We start from the raw sequence: 22215 nt of genomic DNA, 5'->3' as shown, positions 1-22215 counted from the left end.
ATGCTCGACCTGCCGGCGCGGATCTCCGACTCGCTCCTGATGCTGCTGCACGCGCAGCGCGTGCTGGCGCACCTGGTCGTCGACGACGCCCAGAACCTCGTGCAGGCAGGCGGCCACCTGGACCACTACGGGCTGACCGGCCTGCAGTCCGGCGGCCTGGCGAGCGACCAGATCCCGTTCCTCGAAGGGCTGCTGCCGCTGGTCGAGACGCCGTTCCTGATCCGTTCGATGGAAATGCCCAGCGGCCGCGTGGCCGACGTCCATTTCTTCGCCGACGACGGCACGGTCTGGATCCTGCTGCTCGACGTGACCGCGGAATACGAGGAAGCCCGGCTGGTGCAGCAGAAAGCCTACGACATGACCCTGCTCAGCCAGCGCGAGGCCAGGCTGATCGCGCAGCTCGAGGCGGCCAACCAGGAGCTGACCCTGGCCCACCGCGAGCTGGCCGCCTCGCGCGAGGCGCTGCAGGTCACGCACGACCGGCTGCAGGACGAGCTGCGCGAGGCCGAGCGCTACGTTCGCGCGATCCTGCCGCCGCCGCTCGCGGAACCGCTGGGGGTCGATTGGCGCTTCGTGCCTTCGACCGAGCTGGGCGGCGACTCGTTCGGCTACCACTGGGTCGACGACGAGCACTTCGCGCTCTACCTGATCGACGTCTGCGGCCATGGCGTGGGTTCGGCCCTCCTGTCGGTGGCGGTCGCCGACACGCTGCGCTCGGAAGCGCTGCAGCGAACCGACTTCCGCAGCCCCGCCGCGGTGCTGACCGCGCTCAACCAGGCCTACCAGATGGAGCGCCACGGCGAGCTGTTCTCCACCGTCTGGTACGGCGTCTATCACCGGGCCACGGGCGAGCTGCGCTATGCCTCGGCCGGCCATCCGCCGGCCCTGCTGGTGAGCGGCCCCTGCGAAGCCGCCGGCGAGGGCCGGCCGCTGCCGGCCAACGGCCCCTGCATCGGCATCTCGCCGGCCGCCCGCTACCAGGAGGAGCGCTGCCTCCTGCCATCGCCGGCGCGGCTCTACGTCTTCAGCGACGGCACCTACGAGGTCGGCCGGCCGGACGGCTCCATGCTCGAGTTCTCGGCCCTCGCCGAGGCGCTTTCGCGGCCGGTCGCCGGCGGGGCGTCGGAGCTGGACCGACTGCTGGAATGCGCGCGCGACGCCCATGGCCCGGGCGTGCTCGAGGACGACTTCACCATCCTCAAGATGACGCTCTGAGCCGGCCCCTCATTCGCCGCACACGACCGCCCCTGCCGCGCCGGTCAGGGCGCGACAGGATTGCGCTTCGCCTCCTCGAGCCGCTGGCGGCGGCGCACATCGTCGCACTGCGGATGATGCGTGAATTGCGGCTTCAAGCACTGGTCGGCCATGCACCTGGCTTCGGCGATGAAGCCCATGCCGGCGCACGCCGCCCGCGGCGCGCCGGCCACCGCCTGACGTGCGCTCGGAGCTGCGGGCGGCGCCGGCGGGCGCGCCACTGCCGCGGCAGCGCCCTCGGCCAGGACAGGCGCGATCGGCTGAGGGGCGGGCGCGATCGGCTGAGCCGCGGGCGCGATCGGGTGAGCCGCGGGCGCCGGCGCGGCGACGCGCTCCGGCTCGCTGACCGGGCTCGCCTGCGCCTTGCCGGCGCTGTAGAGATACCAACCACCAGCGCCGGCCACGAGCCAGCCCGCGGCGCCGACGAGCAGTGCCACGCTCAGCGCCGCCACGCTGACCCACAGCCCCTTGGCGAAGGGCGCCGCGGCGACGCTGTCCGCCGCCTGGACTTGCATGGGCGGCGCCTCCGCGCCCGTTGACCGGGTCGCGGCGGGCCAGCGCAACCGCAAAGTCGGCGCAAAGCCGTCGTCGGCGCGCGGGGTCGGCAAGGTGCTGATGCACTCGATGCAGAACTTCGCGATCGCGCGATTCTCGGTATGGCACTTGGGACAGATCACGGACATCGCGCGAGCTTGAAAGCATTCGCCCGAATCGCCGCGTGCCGATTTCACGAAACCGCACAAAATGTTACATGCGCACGCTATCGAGGACGACCCGCACATAATCCGGTGAAAGCGAAGGGCGCCAGTGGATTACCTTTCAAATGCCGGTTCGAGCATCCAGACCGAGGAGCGGTATCGGCTGTTGGTGGATGCGGTCGTCGACTACGCGATCTACATGCTGAACCCTGACGGCATCGTCGTCAGCTGGAACTCGGGTGCCGAACGACTGAAGGGCTTCACTGCGTCCGAAATCATCGGCAAGCACTTTTCGACCTTCTATCTCCCGGAAGACGTGCGCAACGGGATGCCGGACCATGCGCTGACGATGGCCCGGCAGGAAGGCCGCTTCGAATCCCAGGGCTGGCGCGTCCGCAAGGACGGCCATCGCTTCTGGGCGCAAGTCGTGGTCCGCCCGATCCGCGCGCCCGGGGGCGAGCTCATCGGCTACGCCAAGGTGACCCGCGACCTCAGCGAGCGCAAGGCGGCCGAAGACGCCCTGATGAAGAGCGAAGAGCAGTTCAGCCTGCTGGTGCAGGCGGTGACCGACTACGCGATCTTCATGCTCGACGCCGACGGCATCGTCACCAACTGGAATGCCGGCGCGCAGCGCATCAAGGGCTACGCGCCGCGCGAGATCATCGGCACCCACTTCTCGCGCTTCTACCGTCCCGAAGACCGGGAGCGCGGGATTCCCGCCCAAGCGCTGGCGACGGCCGCCGCCGAAGGCCGCTTCGAAGGCGAAGGGTGGCGGGTGCGCAAGGACGGCTCGACGTTCTGGGCCAACGTGGTCATCGACCCGATCTACGGCCCGAACGGCCAGGTGATCGGCTTCGCGAAGGTGACGCGCGACATCACCGAGAAGCGCAACGCGCAGCTGGCGCTCGAACAGGCGCGCGAAGCGCTGTTCCAGTCGCAGAAGCTCGACGCGATCGGCCAGCTCACCGGCGGCGTCGCGCACGACTTCAACAACCTCCTGATGGTCGTGCTCACCAGCCTCGAACTGCTGCGGCGCCGGGTCGCAGGCGACGACAAGCTGCTGCGCCTGGTCGAGAACGCGGTGTCGGCGGCCAAGCGAGGCGCCTCCCTCACCCAGCGGATGCTGGCCTTCGCGCGCCGCCAGGACCTGCAGCCGGCCGCGGTCGACATCCCGGCGCTGGTCGACGGCATGAAGGACATGCTCGAGCGCACGCTCGGGGCCACCATCCACATCGAGGAAGCGTTCGAGCCGGCACTGCGACCGGTGCTGGTGGATGCGCACCAGCTGGAGCTGGCCCTGCTCAACCTGGCGGTGAATGCACGCGACGCGATGCCCGAAGGGGGCCGGCTCCGGTTCGCGGCATCCGAGGTGGCGTGCACCTTGGCCGACCACCTGGCGCCGGGCGCCTACCTGCGACTCTCGATGACCGACAGCGGCACCGGCATGGACGCCGCGACGCTGGCGCGCGCGCTCGAACCGTTCTTCACGACCAAGGGCGTCGGCAAGGGCACCGGCCTGGGCCTGGCCATGGTGCACGGACTCGCGGTCCAGTCGGGCGGCAAGTTCGTTCTCGAGAGCACCGAGGGTGTGGGGACGACCGCCACCCTGTGGCTTCCCGTGGCTTCGGCGAATTCGCAGGCCCTGCCCGCTGCCGCCCCGATGGCCTCGGTGCCGACGGAAGCCGCGTCCCTGGCGCCCATGCTGGTCCTGGCCGTCGACGACGACCCCCTGGTTCTCGCCGGGACGGCCTCCATGCTGGAGGACCTGGGCCATTCGGTGCTCGCGGCCTCGAGCGCCGAAGAGGCGTTGACCATGGCCCGGGCAGCGCCACACATCGACCTGGTCATTTCGGACCAGGTGATGCCGGGCATGAGCGGCGCGCACCTCGTCGAGGCCTTGCGCAAGAACAACCCCTCGTTGCCGATGATCCTCGCCTCGGGCTTCGCCGAGCAACCAGGCGACCTGCACCCCTCCACCGTCAAGCTCTCGAAGCCCTTCGACATGGCGCAGCTGGCACACGCGATCTCGCAGGGCGTGCGCCGAACCCGCGAGGCCCAGGGGCAGGAAGACACCTGAACGTCAACGCGAGCGGCTCGCCGCATCCGGATCGACCGGCCCGATGGCGGGCGCATCGACCGGAGGCGGGCCGGCGATGCGCGCGGGATCGATGCCGAGTGCGTCGAGCACGGCGGCCGCCGAGGTCGCGGGGGCCTCGGCGGCCGGTGGCGGCGTCGACCGCGCCGCCTGCCGTCCAGGCGCTGCCGGCGCTCTCGCCGCCGGCTCGATCCATCGGGCGATCGCCTGGCCCCATTGGTCCACAGGCACGACCTGCGCCACCAGCACGCCCGCCCCGGCCAACGCGGCGAGCACAGCCAGCTTGGCGACGACGGCCGCGACAGGGGTCGAGCGCCTGGTCCTGGGCTTGCGCGCGCCGGGCGCCGCTGCATGACCTGGAGACTTCCCGGGTGATTCGTGCCGCCCAGGCGGGGGCCAGGCGGTCTCGGCCGCTTCGAGGCGCGTGCTGTCGAAGCCGAAGGTGGGCGTGCGAATGCCGGAAAACCTGCCGCCACATCCGCGGCAACGACGCGCGCGTTCCGGGTTCGGGGTATGGCAGGAACTGCAATACTTGGTCATCCGCGGACCGGCGACACGCCTCAGGCGTCGATGGGCACGCCGCCTCCGAAATGCGCCACCCACACATCCCACACTTCCTGTGAAGCAGTACTGAACGGCCGCTGCCACGCGGTCATCATCTGGAGCTGCATTTGCTGGAGTTGCAGCAGCCCGGTGAAAAAGGCCTGCTGAAAGGCCAGGACCGGCTGCATCACCGGGTCGGGCGCAGACGAGGCGAGATGGGGGCTCGTCGGATATGCCATGGCACTTCCTCCTTGGCGCTCCAATTTAACGCCATCGATCGGCAGCCGGGCCGTTTGCAACGTTGCGTTTCAGTTTCCCGGGCTGCCGCAGGCCTTTCTTCGGCATCGAGTCGCTGTCCGACAGGAGGACGGGTGCTTTGACGCATTTCACCTCCGGCCGCATCGCCTAAACCCGAGTTTTGCCGCAGAGGCCGACCCCGGCCGGCTCATCGACCTCCATGTCTCGTTCCCCCGATTCCACCTTCGGCGACACGGACGCCTACCTGCTCGGGGAAGGCACGCACGCCCGTCTCCACGAGCACTTGGGCGGCCGCCTGGTCGCCGACGGCCTCGGCGCCACCTTTGCGGTCTGGGCGCCCAATGCGCGATCGGTGTCGGTGATCGGCGACTGGAACGCCTGGGACCCGCGGGCCGACCCGCTGATCGTCCGCGCCGACAGCACCGGCGTCTGGGAAGGGCGCAGCGCACTCGCCCGCCACGGCCAGGCGTACAAGTTCCGGATCGTCGCCGAGGGCGGCCGCGTGCTGGAAAAGGCCGACCCCCTGGCCCTCCTGAGCGAAGCGCCGCCGGCCACCGCCTCGCGGCTCTGGTCGCTCGCGCATGACTGGGGCGACGACCACTGGATGCGGACGCGCGCCGAGCGCAACCGCCTCGACGCGCCGATCTCGATCTACGAGGTGCATCCGGGCTCCTGGCGGCGTCCGGATGGCGCACTGCCCAACTATCGCGAGCTCGCGCGACCGCTCGCCGAGCACGTGGTGTCGCTGGGCTTCACCCATGTCGAATTGATGCCGGTCACCGAGCATCCGTTCTACGGCTCGTGGGGCTACCAGACGACCGGCTATTTCGCGCCCACCGCACGCTACGGCACGCCGCAGGACTTCATGGACTTCGTCGACCACCTGCACCAGCGCGGCATCGGCGTGGTGCTCGACTGGGTTCCGTCGCACTTTCCCGACGACGCCCACGGACTGTCCGTCTTCGACGGCACCCACCTCTACGAACACGCCGATCCGCGCCAGGGCTTCCATCCCGAGTGGCACTCGGCGATCTTCAACTACGGGCGCAACGAGGTCCGCAGCTTCCTGGTCTCGTCGGCCCTGTTCTGGCTCGACCGCTACCACATCGACGGCCTGCGCGTGGACGCGGTCGCCTCGATGCTGTACCTGGACTACGCGCGCAAGGAAGGCGAATGGATCCCCAACCGGCACGGCGGGCGCGAGAACCTCGAGGCCATCACCTTCCTCAACGAACTCAACCGGGCGGTCTACCGCGAGCACCCCGACACCTTCACGGTGGCCGAGGAATCGACCGCCTGGCCCCGCGTGTCGCGGCCGATCGAGATGGGCGGCCTCGGCTTCGGCATGAAATGGAACATGGGCTGGATGCACGACACCCTGGCCTTCATGAAGGAAGACCCGGTGCATCGCCGCTTCCACCACCACCGCCTGACCTTCTCGATGGTCTACGCCTTCAGCGAGAACTTCGTGCTGCCGCTGTCGCACGACGAGGTGGTGTACGGCAAGGGGTCGCTGATCGGCAAGATGCCCGGCGACACCTGGCAGCAGTTCGCCAACCTGCGCCTGCTGTATGGCTACATGTGGGCGCATCCCGGCAAGAAGCTGCTGTTCATGGGTGGCGAATTCGCCCAGCGGCGCGAGTGGACGCACGAGGGCCAGCTGGAGTGGCAGCAGGCCGAACTGCCGGCGCACCGCGGCGTCCAGCACCTGGTGGGCGAGCTCAACCGGCTCTATCGCAGCGAGCGGGCGCTGCACGAGCTCGATGCCTCGCCCGACGGCTTCGAGTGGATCGAGGCCGACGACCAGTCGCAGAGCGTGATCGCCTTCCTGCGCCGGGCCCGCAACGGCGAGGCCGTGCTGGTGGTCTGCAACCTGACGCCGGTGCCACGGCGCAACTACCGGCTGGGCGTGCCCAGCGGCGGCATCTGGCGCGAACTGCTCAACAGCGATACGCTCGCCTTCGGCGGCGCGGGTTGGGGAAATCTCGGCGAGGTCGAGGCCGCACCCGTGCCTTCGCATGGCCACAGGCAGGCGCTCAGCCTGACCCTGCCGCCGTTGTCCACCCTCTATCTGAAGGCGGTTGCCGATGCCTGATGGACTGCTGCCGAGCTCGACGCCGGCCGAGCCCCAGCCTCCCTTCGCGATCGACACGCCCGACGGCCGCAGCCGCGCCGTCGTCGATGCGGTGCTGCCGGCGGTGGACGGCGGCCGCTTCGCCGCCAAGTGCGTGGCGGGCGAGCACTTCCGGGTGACGGCCCATGTGTTCACCGACGGCCACGACGCGCCGCGCGTGATGCTTCAGTGGTGGAAAGACGGCGAGGCCCGCCGCCGCGAGTTGCCGATGAAGCTTCGCTACAACGACGAGTGGCATGCGGACTTCGTGCCGCCCATGGCCGGGCGCTACCGCTACACGGTGGTGGCCTGGGTCGACGCCTTCGAGTCGTGGCGCCACGAACTGGTGCGGCGGGTCGATGCCGACGACATCCGGCTGGCGGCGCGGGTCGGCGCACTTGAAATCCGGGCCGCCGCCGCACGCGCGGCGGGCACCGAACGGGAGGCGCTCGAGGATTGGGCCCTGGCGCTCGAACAGGGCGCCCAGGACCCGGCGCTGGAGGCGGCGGCGCTGAAGGCGCTGGCGCTCGACGAGGACCTGGCGGTCACCGCGGGCCGCTATCCGGACCGCCGGCTGGAGGCCCGCTACGGCGCCGACCTGCCCCTGGTCGCCGATCGGGAGCGGGCCCGCTTCAGCACCTGGTACGAACTGTTCCCGCGCTCGGCCGGCGACGCGCCCGGTGCCCACGGCACCCTGCGCGATGTCGAGGCGCGGCTGCCGCTGGTCGCGGCCATGGGCTTCGACGTGCTGTACTTCCCGCCGATCCATCCGATCGGCCGCCTGCAGCGCAAGGGCCGCAACAACGCGCTCGACACCGAGCCGGGCGACGTCGGCAGCCCCTGGGCGATCGGCGCCGCCGAGGGCGGCCACAAGGCGATTTTGCCCGCCCTCGGGACGCCGGAGGACTTCCGCCACCTGGTCGCCGCGGCCCGGGCCCGGGGGCTCGAGATCGCGATGGACATCGCCTTCCAGTGCGCACCCGACCATCCCTACGTGAAGGCGCATCCCCAGTGGTTCCGCTGGCGGCCCGACGGCAGCGTGCAATACGCCGAGAACCCGCCGAAGAAGTACCAGGACATCTATCCCTTCAACTTCGAGAGCGAAGACTGGCAGGGCCTCTGGTGCGAACTCAAGAGCGTGCTCGACCACTGGATCGCCGAGGGCGTGACGATCTTCCGGGTCGACAACCCGCACACCAAGTCGTTCGCGTTCTGGGAATGGGCGATCACCGAATGCAAGCGGGCACACCCCGAACTGATCTTCCTGGCCGAGGCCTTCACCCGGCCGAAGGTCATGCATCGCCTCGCCAAGCTGGGCTTCACGCAGTCCTACACCTACTTCACCTGGCGCAACACCAAGGCCGAACTCACGGACTATTTCACCGAACTCGCGCAGGGCCCGGGCGCGGACTACTTCCGGCCCAACGTCTGGCCCAACACGCCGGACATACTGCACGCCGCGCTGCAGGGCGGCGAGGAGGCGATGTTCAGGCTGCGGCTGGTGCTGGCCGCCACGCTGGCCGCCAGCTACGGCATCTACGGCCCGGCCTTCGAACTGCTCGAGCACCTGCCGCGCGGCCCTGCGAGCGAGGAGTATCTCGACTCGGAGAAATATCAGCTGCGCCACTGGGACTGGGATCCCGACAGCGGCCTGCGGCCCTTCATCGCCCGGGTCAACCGCATCCGGCAGGGCAACGCGGCCCTGCAGTCCGACCGCAGCCTGCGCTTCCTGGACATCGACAACGACCAGCTGATCGCCTATCTCAAGGCTTCCGACGATGGCCGCAATGTCGTGGTGACGATCGTCAACCTCGACCCGCACAACGCCCAGTGGGGCTTCCTCTCGCTGGACCCCTCGGAGGTCGACGTGCCGCGCGACCAGCCGTTCCAGATGCACGACCTGTTGACCGACCAGCGCTTCAGCTGGCAGGGCGGACGGCACTTCATCCGCCTCGAGCCCGAGCGCGTGCCGGCACACGTGCTGGTGGTACGCCGCCGGCTGCGCGACGAGCGCGACTTCGACTACTACCTCTGAGCAACAGGAAGCCGCATGAATGCTCCCGTGCCGAAACTGGCGCTCGAAACCACCGAGATCGACACCTCGGGCGACCCGACCTGGTACCGCGACGCGGTGATCTACCAGTGCAACGTCAAGGCCTTCGTCGACTCCAACGGCGACGGCGTCGGCGACTTCCAGGGCCTGACGAGCAAGCTCGACTACGTGAAGGACCTGGGCGTCAACACGCTGTGGCTGATGCCCTTCTACCCGTCGCCGCTGCGCGACGACGGCTACGACATCGCGGCCTACGAGGACGTGCATCCGCAGTACGGCAGCTTGCAGGATTTCAAGGACATGCTCGAGGAGGCCCACAAGCGCGAACTGCGGGTGGTGATCGAACTGGTCATCAACCACACCTCGGACGCCCATCCGTGGTTCCAGGCGGCGCGCATGGCGCCGCCGGGGTCGCCCGAGCGCGACTTCTACGTCTGGAGCGACACCGACCAGCTCTACCAGGGCACGCGCATCATCTTCACCGACACCGAGAAGTCGAACTGGACCTGGGACCCGGTCGCCAAGGCCTACTTCTGGCACCGCTTCTTCAGCCACCAGCCGGACCTCAACTTCGACAACCCGCAGGTGCTCGAGGCGGTGTTCCGCACCATGCGCTTCTGGCTCGACATGGGGGTCGACGGCTTCCGCCTCGACGCCATTCCCTACCTGATCGAGCGCGACGGCACCTCGAACGAGAACCTGCCCGAGACCCACGTGGTCATCAAGGCCCTGCGGGCGGCGATCGACGCCAACTACAAGGACCGCTTCCTGCTGGCCGAGGCCAACATGTGGCCGGAAGACGTGCGCGAGTATTTCGGCGATGGCGACGAGTGCCACATGGCCTATCACTTCCCCCTGATGCCGCGCATGTACATGGCGATCGCGCAGGAAGACCGGGACCCGATCGTCGAAATTTTGCAGCAGACGCCGGAGATCCCCGAAGGCTGCCAATGGGCGATCTTCCTGCGCAACCACGACGAGCTGACCCTGGAGATGGTGACCAACCGCGAACGCGACTACATGTACACGACCTACGCGGCCGACATGCAGGCGCGCATCAACCTGGGCATCCGGCGCCGCCTCGCGCCGCTCATGGACAACGACAAGGACCGCATCAAGCTCATGAACAGCATGCTGCTGTCGATGCCGGGCTCGCCGATCATCTACTACGGCGACGAGATCGGCATGGGCGACAACGTCTTCGTCGGCGACCGCAACGGCGTTCGAACCCCCATGCAATGGAGCCCCGACCGCAACGCCGGCTTCTCGCGCGCCGACCCGCAGCGGCTCTACCTGCCCCCGATCATGGATGCGATGTACGGCTACGAGGCGGTCAACGTCGAGGCCCAGCTGCGCGACAAGAGCTCGCTGCTGCACTGGACCCGCCGGATGCTCGCGGTGCGCAAGACCAGCCGCGCCTTCGGCCGCGGCAAGCGCACCTTCCTGAAGCCCGGCAACCGGAAGATCCTCGCCTACATCAGCGAGCACGACGACGACGCGATCCTGTCGGTGTTCAATTTGTCGCGTGCCGCGCAGCCGGTCGAGCTCGACCTCTCGGCCTTCAAGGGCCGGGTGCCGGTCGAGATGCTCGGACGCACCTCGTTCCCGCCGATCGGCGAACTGCCCTACCTGCTGACCCTGCCCTCGCATGGCTTCTACTGGTTCAAGCTGGCCGACGAGGCACCGATGCCGAGCTGGCACCAGGAGGGCGTGGCGCTGCTCGACCGCCCGGTCATCGTGCTGTTCGACGGCTGGACCAGCCTGCTCAAGGACCGCGTGATGCCCTGGCGCATCGGCTTCGCGGACCGGCTGATCAAGCAGTTCGAGACCGATACGCTGCCACCGCACATCGAAGCCCAGCGCTGGTACGCGTCCAAGGGCAGCCGCATCGCGCGGGCCCGGCTGGCGGACTCGGCGATCTGGGACATCGACGGGCTGAGCTGGATGCTGCCGCTGCTCGATCTGGAGGGGCTGCCCGAGGCCGCGACGTATTTCATGCCGCTCGCGCTGGCCTGGGAAGACCGCGACGAAGAGCGCATGAAATGCCTGCAGCCGGCCGCCATCGCCAAGGTCCGGCAAAAGGCCAACGTGGGCGTGATGGGCGACGCCTTCTTCGACGAGGCCTTCTGCCGCGCGCTGGTGCGCGGCATCGTCGGCGACACCGAGATGCGGACCGCGCACGGCCGCCTGCATTTCCGGCCCACCTCGCTGGGCCGCGAGCTGGTGCTCTCCGCGATCCAGGACCTGCCGGTCAGCCGGCCGACCGCCATGAGCAGCAACACCGTCGTGACCCTCGGCGAGACCCTGTTCCTCAAGGGCTACCGCCAGCTGCGCCGCGGCATCAACCCCGAACTCGAGATGGGGCGTTTCCTGACCGAGGAGGCCGGCTTCCTGCACGGCGTGCCGGTGGCCGGCGCGCTCGAATACCTGGGCGACGACGGCAGCGTGTTCACCCTCGCGCTGCTGCAGGCCTACGTGCCGAACCAGGGCGATGGATGGAGCTGGACGCTGGACTACCTGGAGCGCGTGCTGACCGAACTGCGCGACGCCGACGGCCCTCGGCCCGACGCGCCGCACGGGGCCTTCCTGGCCCTGATCGCGATCCTGGGCCGCCGCACCGCGGAGCTGCACAACGCGCTCGGCCGGCGCACCGGCAATCCGGCCTTCGATCCCGAACCGATGACCGAGCCCGACCGGCGCGCGATGCGCGACAGCGTGCGCGCGCAGGGACAGGCGACGCTGGTCCAATTGCGCGAACATCTGGCCGGGCTGCCACAGGCGACGCAAGAGGATGCGCGCCGGCTGCTGGAGCGCCCCGGCGCGATCGAGGCCTTCGTCGATGCCCTGCCGCTCCAGGGCGGTGCGGGCTGGCGCTCGCGCTTCCATGGCGACTACCACCTGGGCCAGGTGCTGTTGGCCCGCAACGACTTCGTGATCATCGACTTCGAGGGCGAACCGGCGCGTTCGATCGAGGAGCGCCGTGCCAAGCAATCGCCGCTGCGCGATGTCGCCGGCATGCTGCGCTCCTTCAACTACGCGCGCTGGAGTGCACTGCGGCGCGCGGCGCAGAACGCGGGCGAACTGGCCCGGCTCGACGCCGACGCCCGCGACTGGGAACGCGAGACCCGCGCAGCCTTCCTGGACGGCTACGCCGCGGCGCTGGCGCCCGAGGCCGGCGCGGTCGACCCGCCGCTGCTGCGCCTGTTCGAACTCGAGAAGGCCCTCTACGAACTGCGCTACGAACTCGGCAACCGGGTCGACTGGGTGCCGGTGCCGCTGCAGGGCATCCTGGCGCTGCTCGAGGGCCACGGCCCGGCGAGCGCCTGAGCGACCGACCCCCCAATCTCCCGGAGAGCTTCCATGGACACCCTGACGTTCTACCTCGAGCCGCTGCGCGCCTTCCTGTTCCAGATCGGCGCCTTCGTGCCGCGGCTGGTGTTCGCGACCCTGGTCGTGATCGCGGGCTGGCTGATCGCCAAGGTGGTGCGCTTCGCGGTCATCCGCGGGCTGCATGCGATCAATTTCCACGTGCTGACCGAGCGCGCCGGCATCGACAACTTCCTGCGTCAGGGCGGCATGGTGACGGACTCGACCGTGGTCTTCGGCGCCCTGGCCTACTGGATGGTGATCCTGGCCTCGCTGGTGGTGGCCTTCAACGGGCTGGGCCTGAGCTACGTCACCGACCTGCTCGCCCGCGTGATGTGGTTCGTGCCGAATGTCTTCGTGGCCATGCTGGTGCTGGCCTTCGGGGCCTACTTCGCCAAGTTCGTGGGCGACGCCGTGACCACCTATGGCCGCCATGCGGGCATCCAGGACGCCTTGCTGCTGGGCAAGGTGGCGCAGTACGCAATCTTGCTGTTCGTGGTGCTGATCGCGCTCGACCAGGTCAAGATCGGCGGCGACATCGTGCGCCAGAGCTTCCTGATCATCCTCGGCGGCGTCGTGTTCGCCCTGGCGCTGGCCTTCGGCCTGGCCGGCAAGGACTGGGCAGCCGACCGGATCGAGGACTGGTGGCCGAAGAAGAAGCGGCCGCCCGAGCGCCCGGCGCCGCGCGCCCCGGCCGTGACCCCAGCCTCCAACCCATGGCCGGCCCGCCCGGCGCAGAACTTGCACGACGACCGCCCGCATCCATGACCAAGCACCCGCACACCCCGCTGTCCGCCGTCTGGCCCGGCAAGCCCTACCCGCTGGGCGCCACCTGGGACGGCCAGGGTGTCAATTTCGCGGTGTTCTCCAAGCACGGCGAGAAAGCCGAGCTCTGCATCTTCGACGACAAGGGCCGCCACGAGCGGCAGCGCATCGTGCTGCGCGAGCGCACCAACGACGTCTGGCACTGCTACCTGCCCGAGGCACGCCCCGGCATGGCCTATGGCCTGCGCATCCACGGCCCCTACAAGCCCGAGCAGGGCCATCGCTTCAATCCGAACAAGCTGCTGCTCGACCCCTATGCGAAGGACCTGGTCGGCGAGCTGCGGTGGGGTGACGCGCTGTACGGCTATTCGGTCGGCAGCAAGCGCCAGGACCTGTCCTTCGACCGCCGCGACAGCGCCGCCTTCATGCCCAAGGGCCGGGTGCTCGAGACCGCCTTCACCTGGGGCGACGACCGCCGGCCCGAGGTGCCATGGCAGGACATGGTGATCTACGAGCTGCACGTGCGCGGCTTCACCATGCAGCACCCGGCCGTGCCCGAGCCGCTGCGCGGCACCTACGCGGCGCTCGGCTGCGCACCGGTCATCGACTACCTGCAGCGCCTCGGCGTGACCACCGTCGAGCTGCTGCCGGTGCATGCCTTCCTGAACGACCGCCACCTGGCCGAACAGGGCCTGCAGAACTACTGGGGCTACAACACGCTGGCCTATTTCGCGCCCGAAGTGCGCTACAGCGCCTCGGGCAAGGTGAAGGAGTTCAAGACCCTGGTCAAGACCCTGCACTCGGCCGGCATCGAGGTGATCCTCGACGTCGTCTACAACCACACCTGCGAGGGCAACCATCTCGGGCCCACCTTGTCGATGCGGGGCGTCGACAACGCCTCCTACTACATCGCCAATGCCGAGCAGCCGCGCTACTACGACGACTTCACCGGCTGCGGCAACACGGTCAACCTGGAGCAGCCGCGCGCACTGCAGCTGGTGATGGACTCGCTGCGCTACTGGGCCGAAGAAATGCATGTCGACGGCTTCCGCTTCGACCTCGCCTCGGCGCTGGCGCGCGAGGCCGGCAAGGTCGAGAACCTCGGCGGCTTCTTCGACGCCATCCGCCAGGACCCGACGCTGAACCAGGTCAAGCTCATCGCCGAACCCTGGGACCTGGGCCATGGCGGCTACCAGGTGGGCAACTTCCCGCCCGGCTGGGCCGAGTGGAACGACCGCTACCGCGACGGCCTGCGAGGCTGGTGGAAGGGCGACGCCGGCGTGGTGGGCGACGTCGCCCACCGGCTGGCCGGCTCGCAGGACCTGTACGGCTGGTCGGGCAAGGGGCCGCACGCGAGCATCAATTTCATCACCGCCCACGACGGCTTCACCTTGCACGACCTGGTCTCCTACAACGACAAGCACAACGAGGCCAACGGCGAGGACAACCGCGACGGCAACAGCAACAACATGTCCTGGAACTGCGGCGCCGAGGGACCCACCGACGACCCCGAGATCAACGCCCTGCGCGAACGCCAGAAGCGCAACTTCCTGGCCACCCTGCTGCTGTCGCAGGGGGTGCCGATGCTGCTGGCGGGCGACGAGCGCGGCCACACGCAAAACGGCAACAACAACGTCTACTGCCAGGACAACGCGCTCGGCTGGCTCGACTGGACGCCGCGGCCCGAGGCCGACTCGCTGCGCGATTTCGTCGCCCGCCTGATCCGCGTCAGGCGCGAGCATCCGTCGTTCCGGCGCCGCAGTTTCTTCCGCGGCCAGCCGGCCGGCGACAGCGAGACCAAGGATGTGGTCTGGCTGCGGCCCGACGGCCAGGAGATGACGCCGCCCGACTGGGAAGGCGAGCACGTGCGCTGCCTCGGCATGCTGTTCTCGGGCACCGGCATCACCGACGTCGGCCCGCGCGGCGAGCCGCAGCGCGACGACGACTTCCTGCTGCTGCTCAACGCCTACCACGACCCCGTGCCCTTCACGATGCCGACCCGTCCGGGCGACCGCTGGACCCGGATGGTCGACACCGCCCGCGAGACCGCGTTGTCGCTGCTGCTGGCCGAGGCCACCTATCCGCTGCAGGGCCGTTCGCTGGCGCTGCTGCGCCGCAGCCTGGGCGCCTCATGAAGCGCCGCCACGCGATGCCCTTCGGCGCCGAGGTGCTGGCGGAGGGCGGCGTGCGCTTCCGGCTCTGGGCGCCCTCGATCGAGCGGGTGGTGCTCGAACGGGCGCGCGGTGACGGCTGGCAGGACCACGCGATGCAGCGCGCCGAGGACGGCTGGCACGAGGCCCGGCTGGCGCGGGCGGCGGCGGGCGACCGCTATCGCTACCGCCTGCCCGACGGCCTGCGCGTGCCCGACCCCGCCTCGCGGCTGAACCCCGACGACGTCCACGGCCCGAGCGAGGTGGTCGACCCGGGGGCGTACGCATGGCGCGACGCGGACTGGACCGGCCGGCCCTGGCACGAGGCCGTGGTCTACGAACTGCACCTCGGCACCTTCACGCCCGAAGGCACCTTGGCGGCGGCCCGGGACCGCCTCCCCGGCCTCGCCGAACTCGGCATCACGGCGGTCGAGCTGATGCCGCTCGCCGATTTCCCGGGGCACCGCAACTGGGGCTACGACGGCGTGCTGCCCTTCGCGCCGGACGCCAGCTACGGCACTCCTGACGACCTCCGGCGCTTCGTGGAGAGTGCCCACGCGCTGGGGCTGATGGTGCTGCTGGACGTGGTCTACAACCACCTTGGTCCCGAAGGCAACTACCTGCCGGCCTACTGCCCGGAATTCTTCAACCCGGCCCACCAGACGCCGTGGGGCGCGGCGATCAACTTCGACGGCGCCGGTGCCCGCACCGTGCGCGACTTCTTCGTCCACAACGCGCTCTACTGGATCGAAGAGTACGGCTTCGATGGCCTGCGGATGGACGCGGTGCATGCCATCCGCGACGATTCGACGCCGCCGATCGTCGAGGAGATCTGCAACGCACTGCGACAGGGCCCGGGCCGCCGCCGGCAGGTCCACGTGGTGCTCGAGAACGACCTCAACCAGGCGCACCGGCTCGAACGCGGCGACGACGGTGCGCCGCTGGCCGCCACCGCCCAATGGAACGACGACCTGCACCATGCGGCGCATGTGCTCCTGACCGGCGAGACCGACGGCTACTACGCCGACTATGCGTCGCGGCCGCTCGAACAGTTCGGGCTGGCGCTGGCGCAGGGCTTCATCTACAGCGGGCAGCCCTCCGCGTTTCGTGGCGGCGAGGCCCGCGGCGAACCCTGCACCCACCTGCCGCTGGGCGCCTTCGTCTCGTTCCTGCAGACCCACGACCAGGTCGGCAACCGCGCCATGGGCGAGCGCATCGATGCCCTCGCCGACCCGCTGCTGGTGATGGCCGCCCGCAGCTGCGTGCTGCTGTCGCCGCACACGCCGATGCTGTTCATGGGCGAGGAATACGCGGCGACCACGCCGTTCCAATTCTTCTGCGACTTCGGACCCGAGCTGGCGGCCGCGGTCACGGCCGGCCGGCGCGCCGAGTTCGGCCGCTTCGCCGCCTTTGCCGGCGAGGCGGCGCAGGCCCGCATTCCCGATCCCAACGACCCCGCCACCTTCGCCGATTCGCGCCTCGATGCGAAGCAGGCGGCGCAGGCACCCCACGCCGCCGCGCTGGCCATCACGCGGGAGCTGCTGCGGGTCCGGCGCGCCGAACTCATGCCCCGCCTCGCCGACGGCGCACGCGCGCACCAGTGGTCCTGCGAAGGCGATGCCTTGCGGCTGGCGTGGCGGCTCGGCGCCGACGACGGCCCTGGCGTCCTGTTGCACCTGGTCGCCAATTTCGGCGCCGACGACGCCGAGCTGGCCTGGCCGCCCGGCCGCGTGATCCACCGGCTGCGGGTCGACGATGCGGCGCCCCCCGGCGGCCTGCTGCGCCTGCCCAGGGGCGGCGTTTGCGCCACGCTCGAGGAGCCCGGCGATGGATGAGGCAGAGGCGCTGCAGCGTCTCTGCGAACACCACGGCGTGGCGACCGGCTACCACGACGTCGTTGGCCATTGGCATCGGGTCGCGCCCGAGGGGCTCGCGGCACTGCTGCGCGATGCCGGCTTCCTGCCGGCGGATGTCGGTCCCGCCGCCGCCGAGGCGGCCGCCGAGCGCCGGTCGTGGCAGCACGCACTGCCGCCGGTTCAATCGGTCGCGGCCGGCAGCGACCACTTCAGCGTGATGCTGCAACTGCCGGCGTCAATCACGCGGATCGAATGGCAGGTGGACGACGAGAGCGGCGCCTGCCACCAGGGCGCCGTCGACACCGCCGCCCTGGAAGTCGATGCGCAGGCCGAGATCGAGGGCACCAGCTACCGCCGCTACCGGCTGCCGATCGCGCTGGCGCTGCCCGCCGGCTACCACCGCCTGCGCATCGTGGACCAACCCGGCGATGCCCTGCTGGTCTGCGCCCCCGCGCGCTGCCACCAGCCGGCCTGGCTGGAGCGCGGCGGCCGGCTCTGGGGCTTCACGCTGCAATTGCATTCGCTGCGCTCGGAGCGCAACTGGGGCTTCGGCGATTTCAGCGATCTGGCCGACTTCGTCGTCGGCGCCGCCCGTGCGGGCGCGGACGTGGTCGGGCTCAATCCCCTGCACGCGCTGTTCGCGCACAACCCCGCGCACCAGAGCCCGTACAGCCCCTCGTCGCGGGGCCAGCTCAACCCGCTCTACATCGATGTCGAGGCGGTGCCGGATTTCCGGGCCTCGCCCGCGGCGCAGCGGCGCGTGCGCTCGCCGGCCTTCCAGGCCCGGCTGGCCGGCCTGCGCGCGGCGCCGTTGATCGACCACGAAGGCGTCTCGACCGCCAAGCAAGAGGTGCTGGAGCTGCTCTACCGGCGCTTCCTCGAGCGCGCGGCGGACGATGCGGAAGTCGCCGCGCTGGCACTCTTCCGGCAGCGCGGTGGCGTCGCCTTGCAGCAGCACGCGCTGTTCGAGGCGCTGCAGGCGCACCTGCACGCGGCCGATGCCAGCGTCTGGGGCTGGCCAGCCTGGCCCGAGGCCTATCGCGATCCGGGCAATGCCGCCGTCGCCGCCTTTGCCGCCGAACATGCCGAGCGCATCGGCTACCACGCCTACCTGCAATGGCAGGCCGCCCGGCAGCTCGAAGCGGCGGCGGCGCGCTGCGCCGAACTCGGCATGGCGGTCGGCCTCTACCTCGACCTGGCGGTCTCGGTCGACCGCGGCGGCTCGGACGCCTGGCGCCATCGCCACAGCTTCGCGCTCGACGTGCGGGTGGGCGCACCGCCCGACGCCTTCAACACCCAGGGCCAGGACTGGGGCCTGCCGCCGCTTCGCCCGGACCGGCTGCGCGAAGGCCGGCACGCCGTCTTCATCGAGGCCCTGCGTGCCAACATGCGCGGCGCCGGCGCGATCCGCATCGACCACGTGATGATGCTGATGCGCCTGTTCTGGATCCCGGCCGCCGGCACGCCGCGCGACGGCAGCTACGTGGCCTATCCGGTCGACGAACTGATGGCCATCCTGGCGCTGGAAAGCCAGCGCCACCGCTGCCTGGTGATCGGCGAGGACCTCGGCACCGTGCCGGACGCGATGCGCGACGCGATGCGCACCCGCGGCGTGCAGTCGTACCGGCTGCTGTACTTCGAGCGCGAGGCCGACGGTGCCTTCCGGGCACCGGCGTCCTGGCCGCGCGAAGCGGTGGTGGCGGTCAGCACCCACGACCTGCCGACGCTCGCGGGCTGGTGGTCGGCCCATGACCTGCGCCTGCGCTTCGAGCTGGGGCTGATTCCCGACGCCGCGGCCTATGAGCAGCAGGTCGAGCAGCGCAAGCGCGATCGCGCGGGCCTGCTCGACGCCGTGCGGCAGCAGCAGGCGCTGCCGCAAGACAGCGTGGCCGCGGCCGTGGCTGGCACGCTGGATGCCGATGCCGTGGCGGCCGTGCATGCCTTCCTGGCGGCGGCGCCTTCGTGCGTGATGATGGCGCAGCTCGAGGACGCGCTCGGCGAGGTGGAGCAGGCCAACCTGCCCGGCACCACCTTCCAGCATCCCAACTGGCAGCGCAAGTACGGCGGCGGTCCGAAGGACCTGTGGGCCCGGACGCCGGTGCTGCGGCTGTGCGCCGCCATCGCCCGGAGCCGGCCGCGCGACGCGGCCAGCCCGCCGACCGGCACCCGCGTGCCGCGCGCCACCTACCGGCTGCAGCTGCACAGCGGCTTCACTTTCGACGATGCCGCGCGCATCGTGCCCTACCTCGCGCGGCTCGGCATCAGCCACGTCTATTGTTCGCCGATCCATCGCGCCCGCCCCGGCAGCATGCACGGCTACGACGTCGTGGCCCATGACGAGATCAATCCCGAGCTCGGCGGCCTGGCCGCGTTCGAGCGCCTGACGAAGACGCTGAGGGCCCATGGCATGGGCCAGCTGATCGACCTGGTGCCCAACCACATGGGGGTGCTCGGCAACGACAACGCCTGGTGGTCCGACGTGCTGGCGCACGGCATGGCCTCGCGCTTTGCGCGCCACTTCGACATCGACTGGCAGCCGCTGACACCGAACCTGGCGGGCAAGGTGATGCTGCCGGTGCTCGGCGACGCCTACGGCCGGGTGCTCGAACGCGGCGAGCTGTCGCTGCAGTGGGACGCCGAGTCCGGCGAGTTCGCCATCGGCTACTTCGAGCACCGCTTTCCGCTGGCCCCGGAAAGCACCGCCGCCGTGCTCGAGCGCGCCTGCGCACACCTCGGCGCGGGCGACGCCAGCGCTCCGCTGGCCGGCATCGCCACCGCGCTGCGCCATCTGCCCGGCATGCACCGCACCAAGCCCAGGGCCGTGGCCGAGCGCGCGCGCGACAGCCAGCTGCTCAAGGCCCAGCTGGCGCTGCTCGCGGCCGCCCGGCCCGCGGTGGCGGAGGCGATCGCGGCCGTTGTCGAGGCGCTCAACGGACCGCAGCAACGCGAGGCCCTGCATCGGCTGCTGGAGGCGCAGGCCTGGCGGCTGGCCCACTGGCGGGCGGCGGCCGACGAGATCAACTACCGGCGCTTCTTCGACGTCAACGAACTCGCGGCGCTGCGCAACGAGCGCCGTTCGGTGTTCGAGGCGACGCATGCGATGGCGCTCGACCTGGCCGCGCGCGGCTGGGTCGACGGGCTGCGCATCGACCATCCCGACGGGCTGCAGGACCCGGCGCGCTATTTCGAACGGCTGCAGGACGGCTTCGTCGCCCGCGCCGGCCTGCCGCCGCGCGGCGTCGATGCCGACGGCCGCCCCGACCGGCCGCTCTACGTAGTGGCCGAGAAGATCGCGGCGCCGAACGAGGAGGTGCCGGAGTCGTGGGCGGTCCACGGCACCACCGGCTACCGTTTCGCCAACCTGGCCAACGCGGTGCTGGTGGACGAGCGCGCCGCCGACCGGCTGAAGCGGATCTGGCGCAATTTCACCGGGCAGTGCGCACCGTTCGAAGAGATCGTCTACCAGGCCAAGCGCGAGGTGGCCGGCGTGACGCTGGCCTCCGACCTCGAGGTACTCGCTATCGCGCTGCTGGCCATCGGCAAGGCCCATCGCAGCACCCGCGACCACACGCTCAACACGCTGCGCGAGGTGCTGGCGACCGTCGCGGCGAGCCTCACGGTCTATCGCACCTACAACGACGAGCAGGTCAGCGAGCAGGATCGGCATTTCATCGACCAGGCGATCGATGCGGCACGCGAACGGCTGGCGCTGCCCGACCCCTCGGTGTTCGAGTTCGTGCGCGAAGCGCTGCTGGGGCGAGCCCCCACACCCGGCGGGGCGGCACGCCGGAAGGCACTGCGCTTCGCCCGCCGCTTCCAGCAGTTCAGCGCGCCGGTGGCGGCCAAGGGGGTCGAGGACACGGCGTTCTACCGCTACTTTCCGCTCGCCTCGGCCAACGAGGTCGGCGGCGAGCCCGACCGGCTCGGCGTTTCGGTGGCAGCCTTCCACGAAGCCAGCGGCGACCGTCAGCGGCGCTGGCCGCAGACCATGCTGGCCACCTCGACCCACGACAACAAGCGGGCCGAGGACGTGCGGCTGCGCATCGACGTGCTGTCCGAGATGCCTGGCCTGTGGCGGCTGGCGCTGCGGCGCTGGGCGCGCTTCAATTCGCCGCTGCGCGGCCCGGTCCTGGCCGTGCACGAGTACCTGCTCTACCAGACGCTGCTGGGCACGATGCCGGTGGCGCCCTCCGACCCCGAGGCACCGGACGCCTATGCGGACCGCATCGTGCGCTACATGCACAAGGCCGCCCGGGAAGGCAAGACGGGCACCAGCTGGACCCGGCCCGATGCCGCCTACGAAGAGGCGCTGGAACGCTTCGTGCGCGGTGTGCTGGCGCCGCGGCCCGACAATGCCTTCCTGGCCGACCTGGGGCGCGTGGTGGGCACGCTCGACCGCTTCGGTGCGCTCAACGGCGTCAGCCTCACGCTGCTCAAATACAGCTCGCCCGGGGTGCCCGACCTGTACCAGGGCTGCGAACTCATCGATCGCAGCCTGGTCGATCCGGACAACCGTCGGCCGGTGGACTACGGCGAGCGCGAGCGCCTCCTGGAGGCCATGCAGGCACTGGCGGCCGCCGCCTCCGGCAGCGCGCTGGCGCAGGCCGTCAGCGGATTCGCGGCCACGCCGTCGGACGGCCGGGCCAAGCTGTGGCTGACCTGGCGGCTGCTCGCCTTGCGTCAGCGCTGGCCCGCGCTGTTCCGGCATGGCAGCTACGAGCCGCTCGAGGTGCGCGGCGAACGCGCCGGCCACGTCATCGCCTTCGCCCGCCGCCACGACGACCGGGCGCTGGTTGTGATCGTGGTGCGCCTGTTCGCACGGCTCGGAGAGGCCGGCTGGGGCGACACCTGTGTACAGCTGCCCGCCGGCCTCGGAACCGTGGCGATGGACGACGAAGTGACGGGCCTGCGGCGCCCGCCTGGCGGCCCGCAACTTGCACTGGCGAGCGTGCTGCAGTCCTTTCCGGGCGCCGTACTGACGCGGGTGCAGCCACTGTAAGCGCCGGCCTACATTGCAATGCGTGCGGTGCCGCTCCCGCATCGCCATCGGTCTGATAATCCTTC

The 22215-nt window shown here is 70.2% G+C and carries 13 protein-coding genes; 10 read left to right on the top strand and 3 right to left on the bottom strand.

Features of this window, described 5'->3' with window-relative positions; translation table 11 throughout:
• The gene (locus AC1DF3_RS04925) at positions 1 to 1215 is read left to right on the top strand and encodes a PP2C family protein-serine/threonine phosphatase (RefSeq protein ID WP_478138988.1); all 1215 of its coding nucleotides are present in this window, start codon (positions 1 to 3) and stop codon (positions 1213 to 1215) included.
• Between the two features lie 44 nt (positions 1216 to 1259).
• Here AC1DF3_RS04925 and AC1DF3_RS04920 read toward each other — a convergent pair whose 3' ends face one another.
• Entirely contained in the window at positions 1260 to 1769 is a 510-nt protein-coding gene (locus AC1DF3_RS04920; protein ID WP_286530479.1) for a hypothetical protein, read from the bottom strand.
• Between AC1DF3_RS04920 and AC1DF3_RS04915 the strand changes: the two genes are divergently transcribed.
• Positions 1768 to 1950, top strand: a complete 183-nt coding sequence (locus AC1DF3_RS04915; RefSeq protein ID WP_478138987.1) for a hypothetical protein — start codon at positions 1768 to 1770, stop codon at positions 1948 to 1950. The two genes, AC1DF3_RS04920 and AC1DF3_RS04915, sit on opposite strands and share 2 nt — an antisense overlap.
• Positions 1951 to 2061: 111 nt before the next feature.
• Positions 2062 to 4029, top strand: a complete 1968-nt coding sequence (locus AC1DF3_RS04910) for a hybrid sensor histidine kinase/response regulator (protein WP_286530483.1) — start codon at positions 2062 to 2064, stop codon at positions 4027 to 4029.
• A gap of 3 nt (positions 4030 to 4032) precedes the next feature.
• Here AC1DF3_RS04910 and AC1DF3_RS04905 read toward each other — a convergent pair whose 3' ends face one another.
• Both AC1DF3_RS04905 and AC1DF3_RS04900 read right to left on the bottom strand, forming a co-directional pair.
• Positions 4033 to 4323: a hypothetical protein gene (locus AC1DF3_RS04905; RefSeq protein ID WP_286530485.1), complete on the bottom strand. Its 291-nt coding sequence runs from the start codon at positions 4321 to 4323 to the stop codon at positions 4033 to 4035.
• Positions 4324 to 4607: 284 nt separating this feature from the next.
• A complete protein-coding gene (locus AC1DF3_RS04900) occupies positions 4608 to 4829 on the bottom strand; it encodes a hypothetical protein (RefSeq protein ID WP_286530487.1) in 222 nt (73 codons plus the stop codon).
• A 218-nt stretch (positions 4830 to 5047) separates the two neighbouring features.
• On the opposite strand from AC1DF3_RS04900, the gene glgB reads away from it, so the two are divergent.
• Genes glgB through treY form a run of 7 tightly spaced genes read left to right on the top strand, consistent with a single transcriptional unit; the run spans position 5048 to position 22150 of the window.
• Positions 5048 to 6943, top strand: a complete 1896-nt coding sequence (glgB, locus tag AC1DF3_RS04895) for a 1,4-alpha-glucan branching protein GlgB (protein WP_286530488.1) — start codon at positions 5048 to 5050, stop codon at positions 6941 to 6943.
• Entirely contained in the window at positions 6936 to 8996 is a 2061-nt protein-coding gene (locus tag AC1DF3_RS04890) for an alpha-1,4-glucan--maltose-1-phosphate maltosyltransferase (protein ID WP_286530490.1), read from the top strand. The genes glgB and AC1DF3_RS04890 overlap by 8 nt, the downstream gene beginning before the upstream one ends.
• 15 nt (positions 8997 to 9011) lie before the next feature.
• On the top strand, positions 9012 to 12341 hold the full coding sequence (treS, locus tag AC1DF3_RS04885; RefSeq protein WP_286530492.1) for a maltose alpha-D-glucosyltransferase: 3330 nt from the start codon (positions 9012 to 9014) through the stop codon (positions 12339 to 12341).
• A gap of 33 nt (positions 12342 to 12374) precedes the next feature.
• Positions 12375 to 13148, top strand: a complete 774-nt coding sequence (locus tag AC1DF3_RS04880; protein ID WP_286530494.1) for a mechanosensitive ion channel family protein — start codon at positions 12375 to 12377, stop codon at positions 13146 to 13148.
• A complete protein-coding gene (gene glgX, locus AC1DF3_RS04875; RefSeq protein ID WP_478138986.1) occupies positions 13145 to 15280 on the top strand; it encodes a glycogen debranching protein GlgX in 2136 nt (711 codons plus the stop codon). The genes AC1DF3_RS04880 and glgX overlap by 4 nt, the downstream gene beginning before the upstream one ends.
• Positions 15277 to 17130, top strand: a complete 1854-nt coding sequence (gene treZ, locus AC1DF3_RS04870; protein WP_478138985.1) for a malto-oligosyltrehalose trehalohydrolase — start codon at positions 15277 to 15279, stop codon at positions 17128 to 17130. Before glgX ends, treZ begins: the two co-directional genes overlap by 4 nt.
• The gene (gene treY / locus AC1DF3_RS04865; protein ID WP_478138984.1) at positions 17123 to 22150 is read left to right on the top strand and encodes a malto-oligosyltrehalose synthase; all 5028 of its coding nucleotides are present in this window, start codon (positions 17123 to 17125) and stop codon (positions 22148 to 22150) included. The genes treZ and treY overlap by 8 nt, the downstream gene beginning before the upstream one ends.
• Positions 22151 to 22215 lie beyond the last annotated feature (65 nt).

The organism is Variovorax sp. 10N432 (assembly GCF_056394465.1).
Note: the sequence above shows the minus strand (reverse complement) of the source record. Positions and strands in the feature narration are given on the sequence as shown.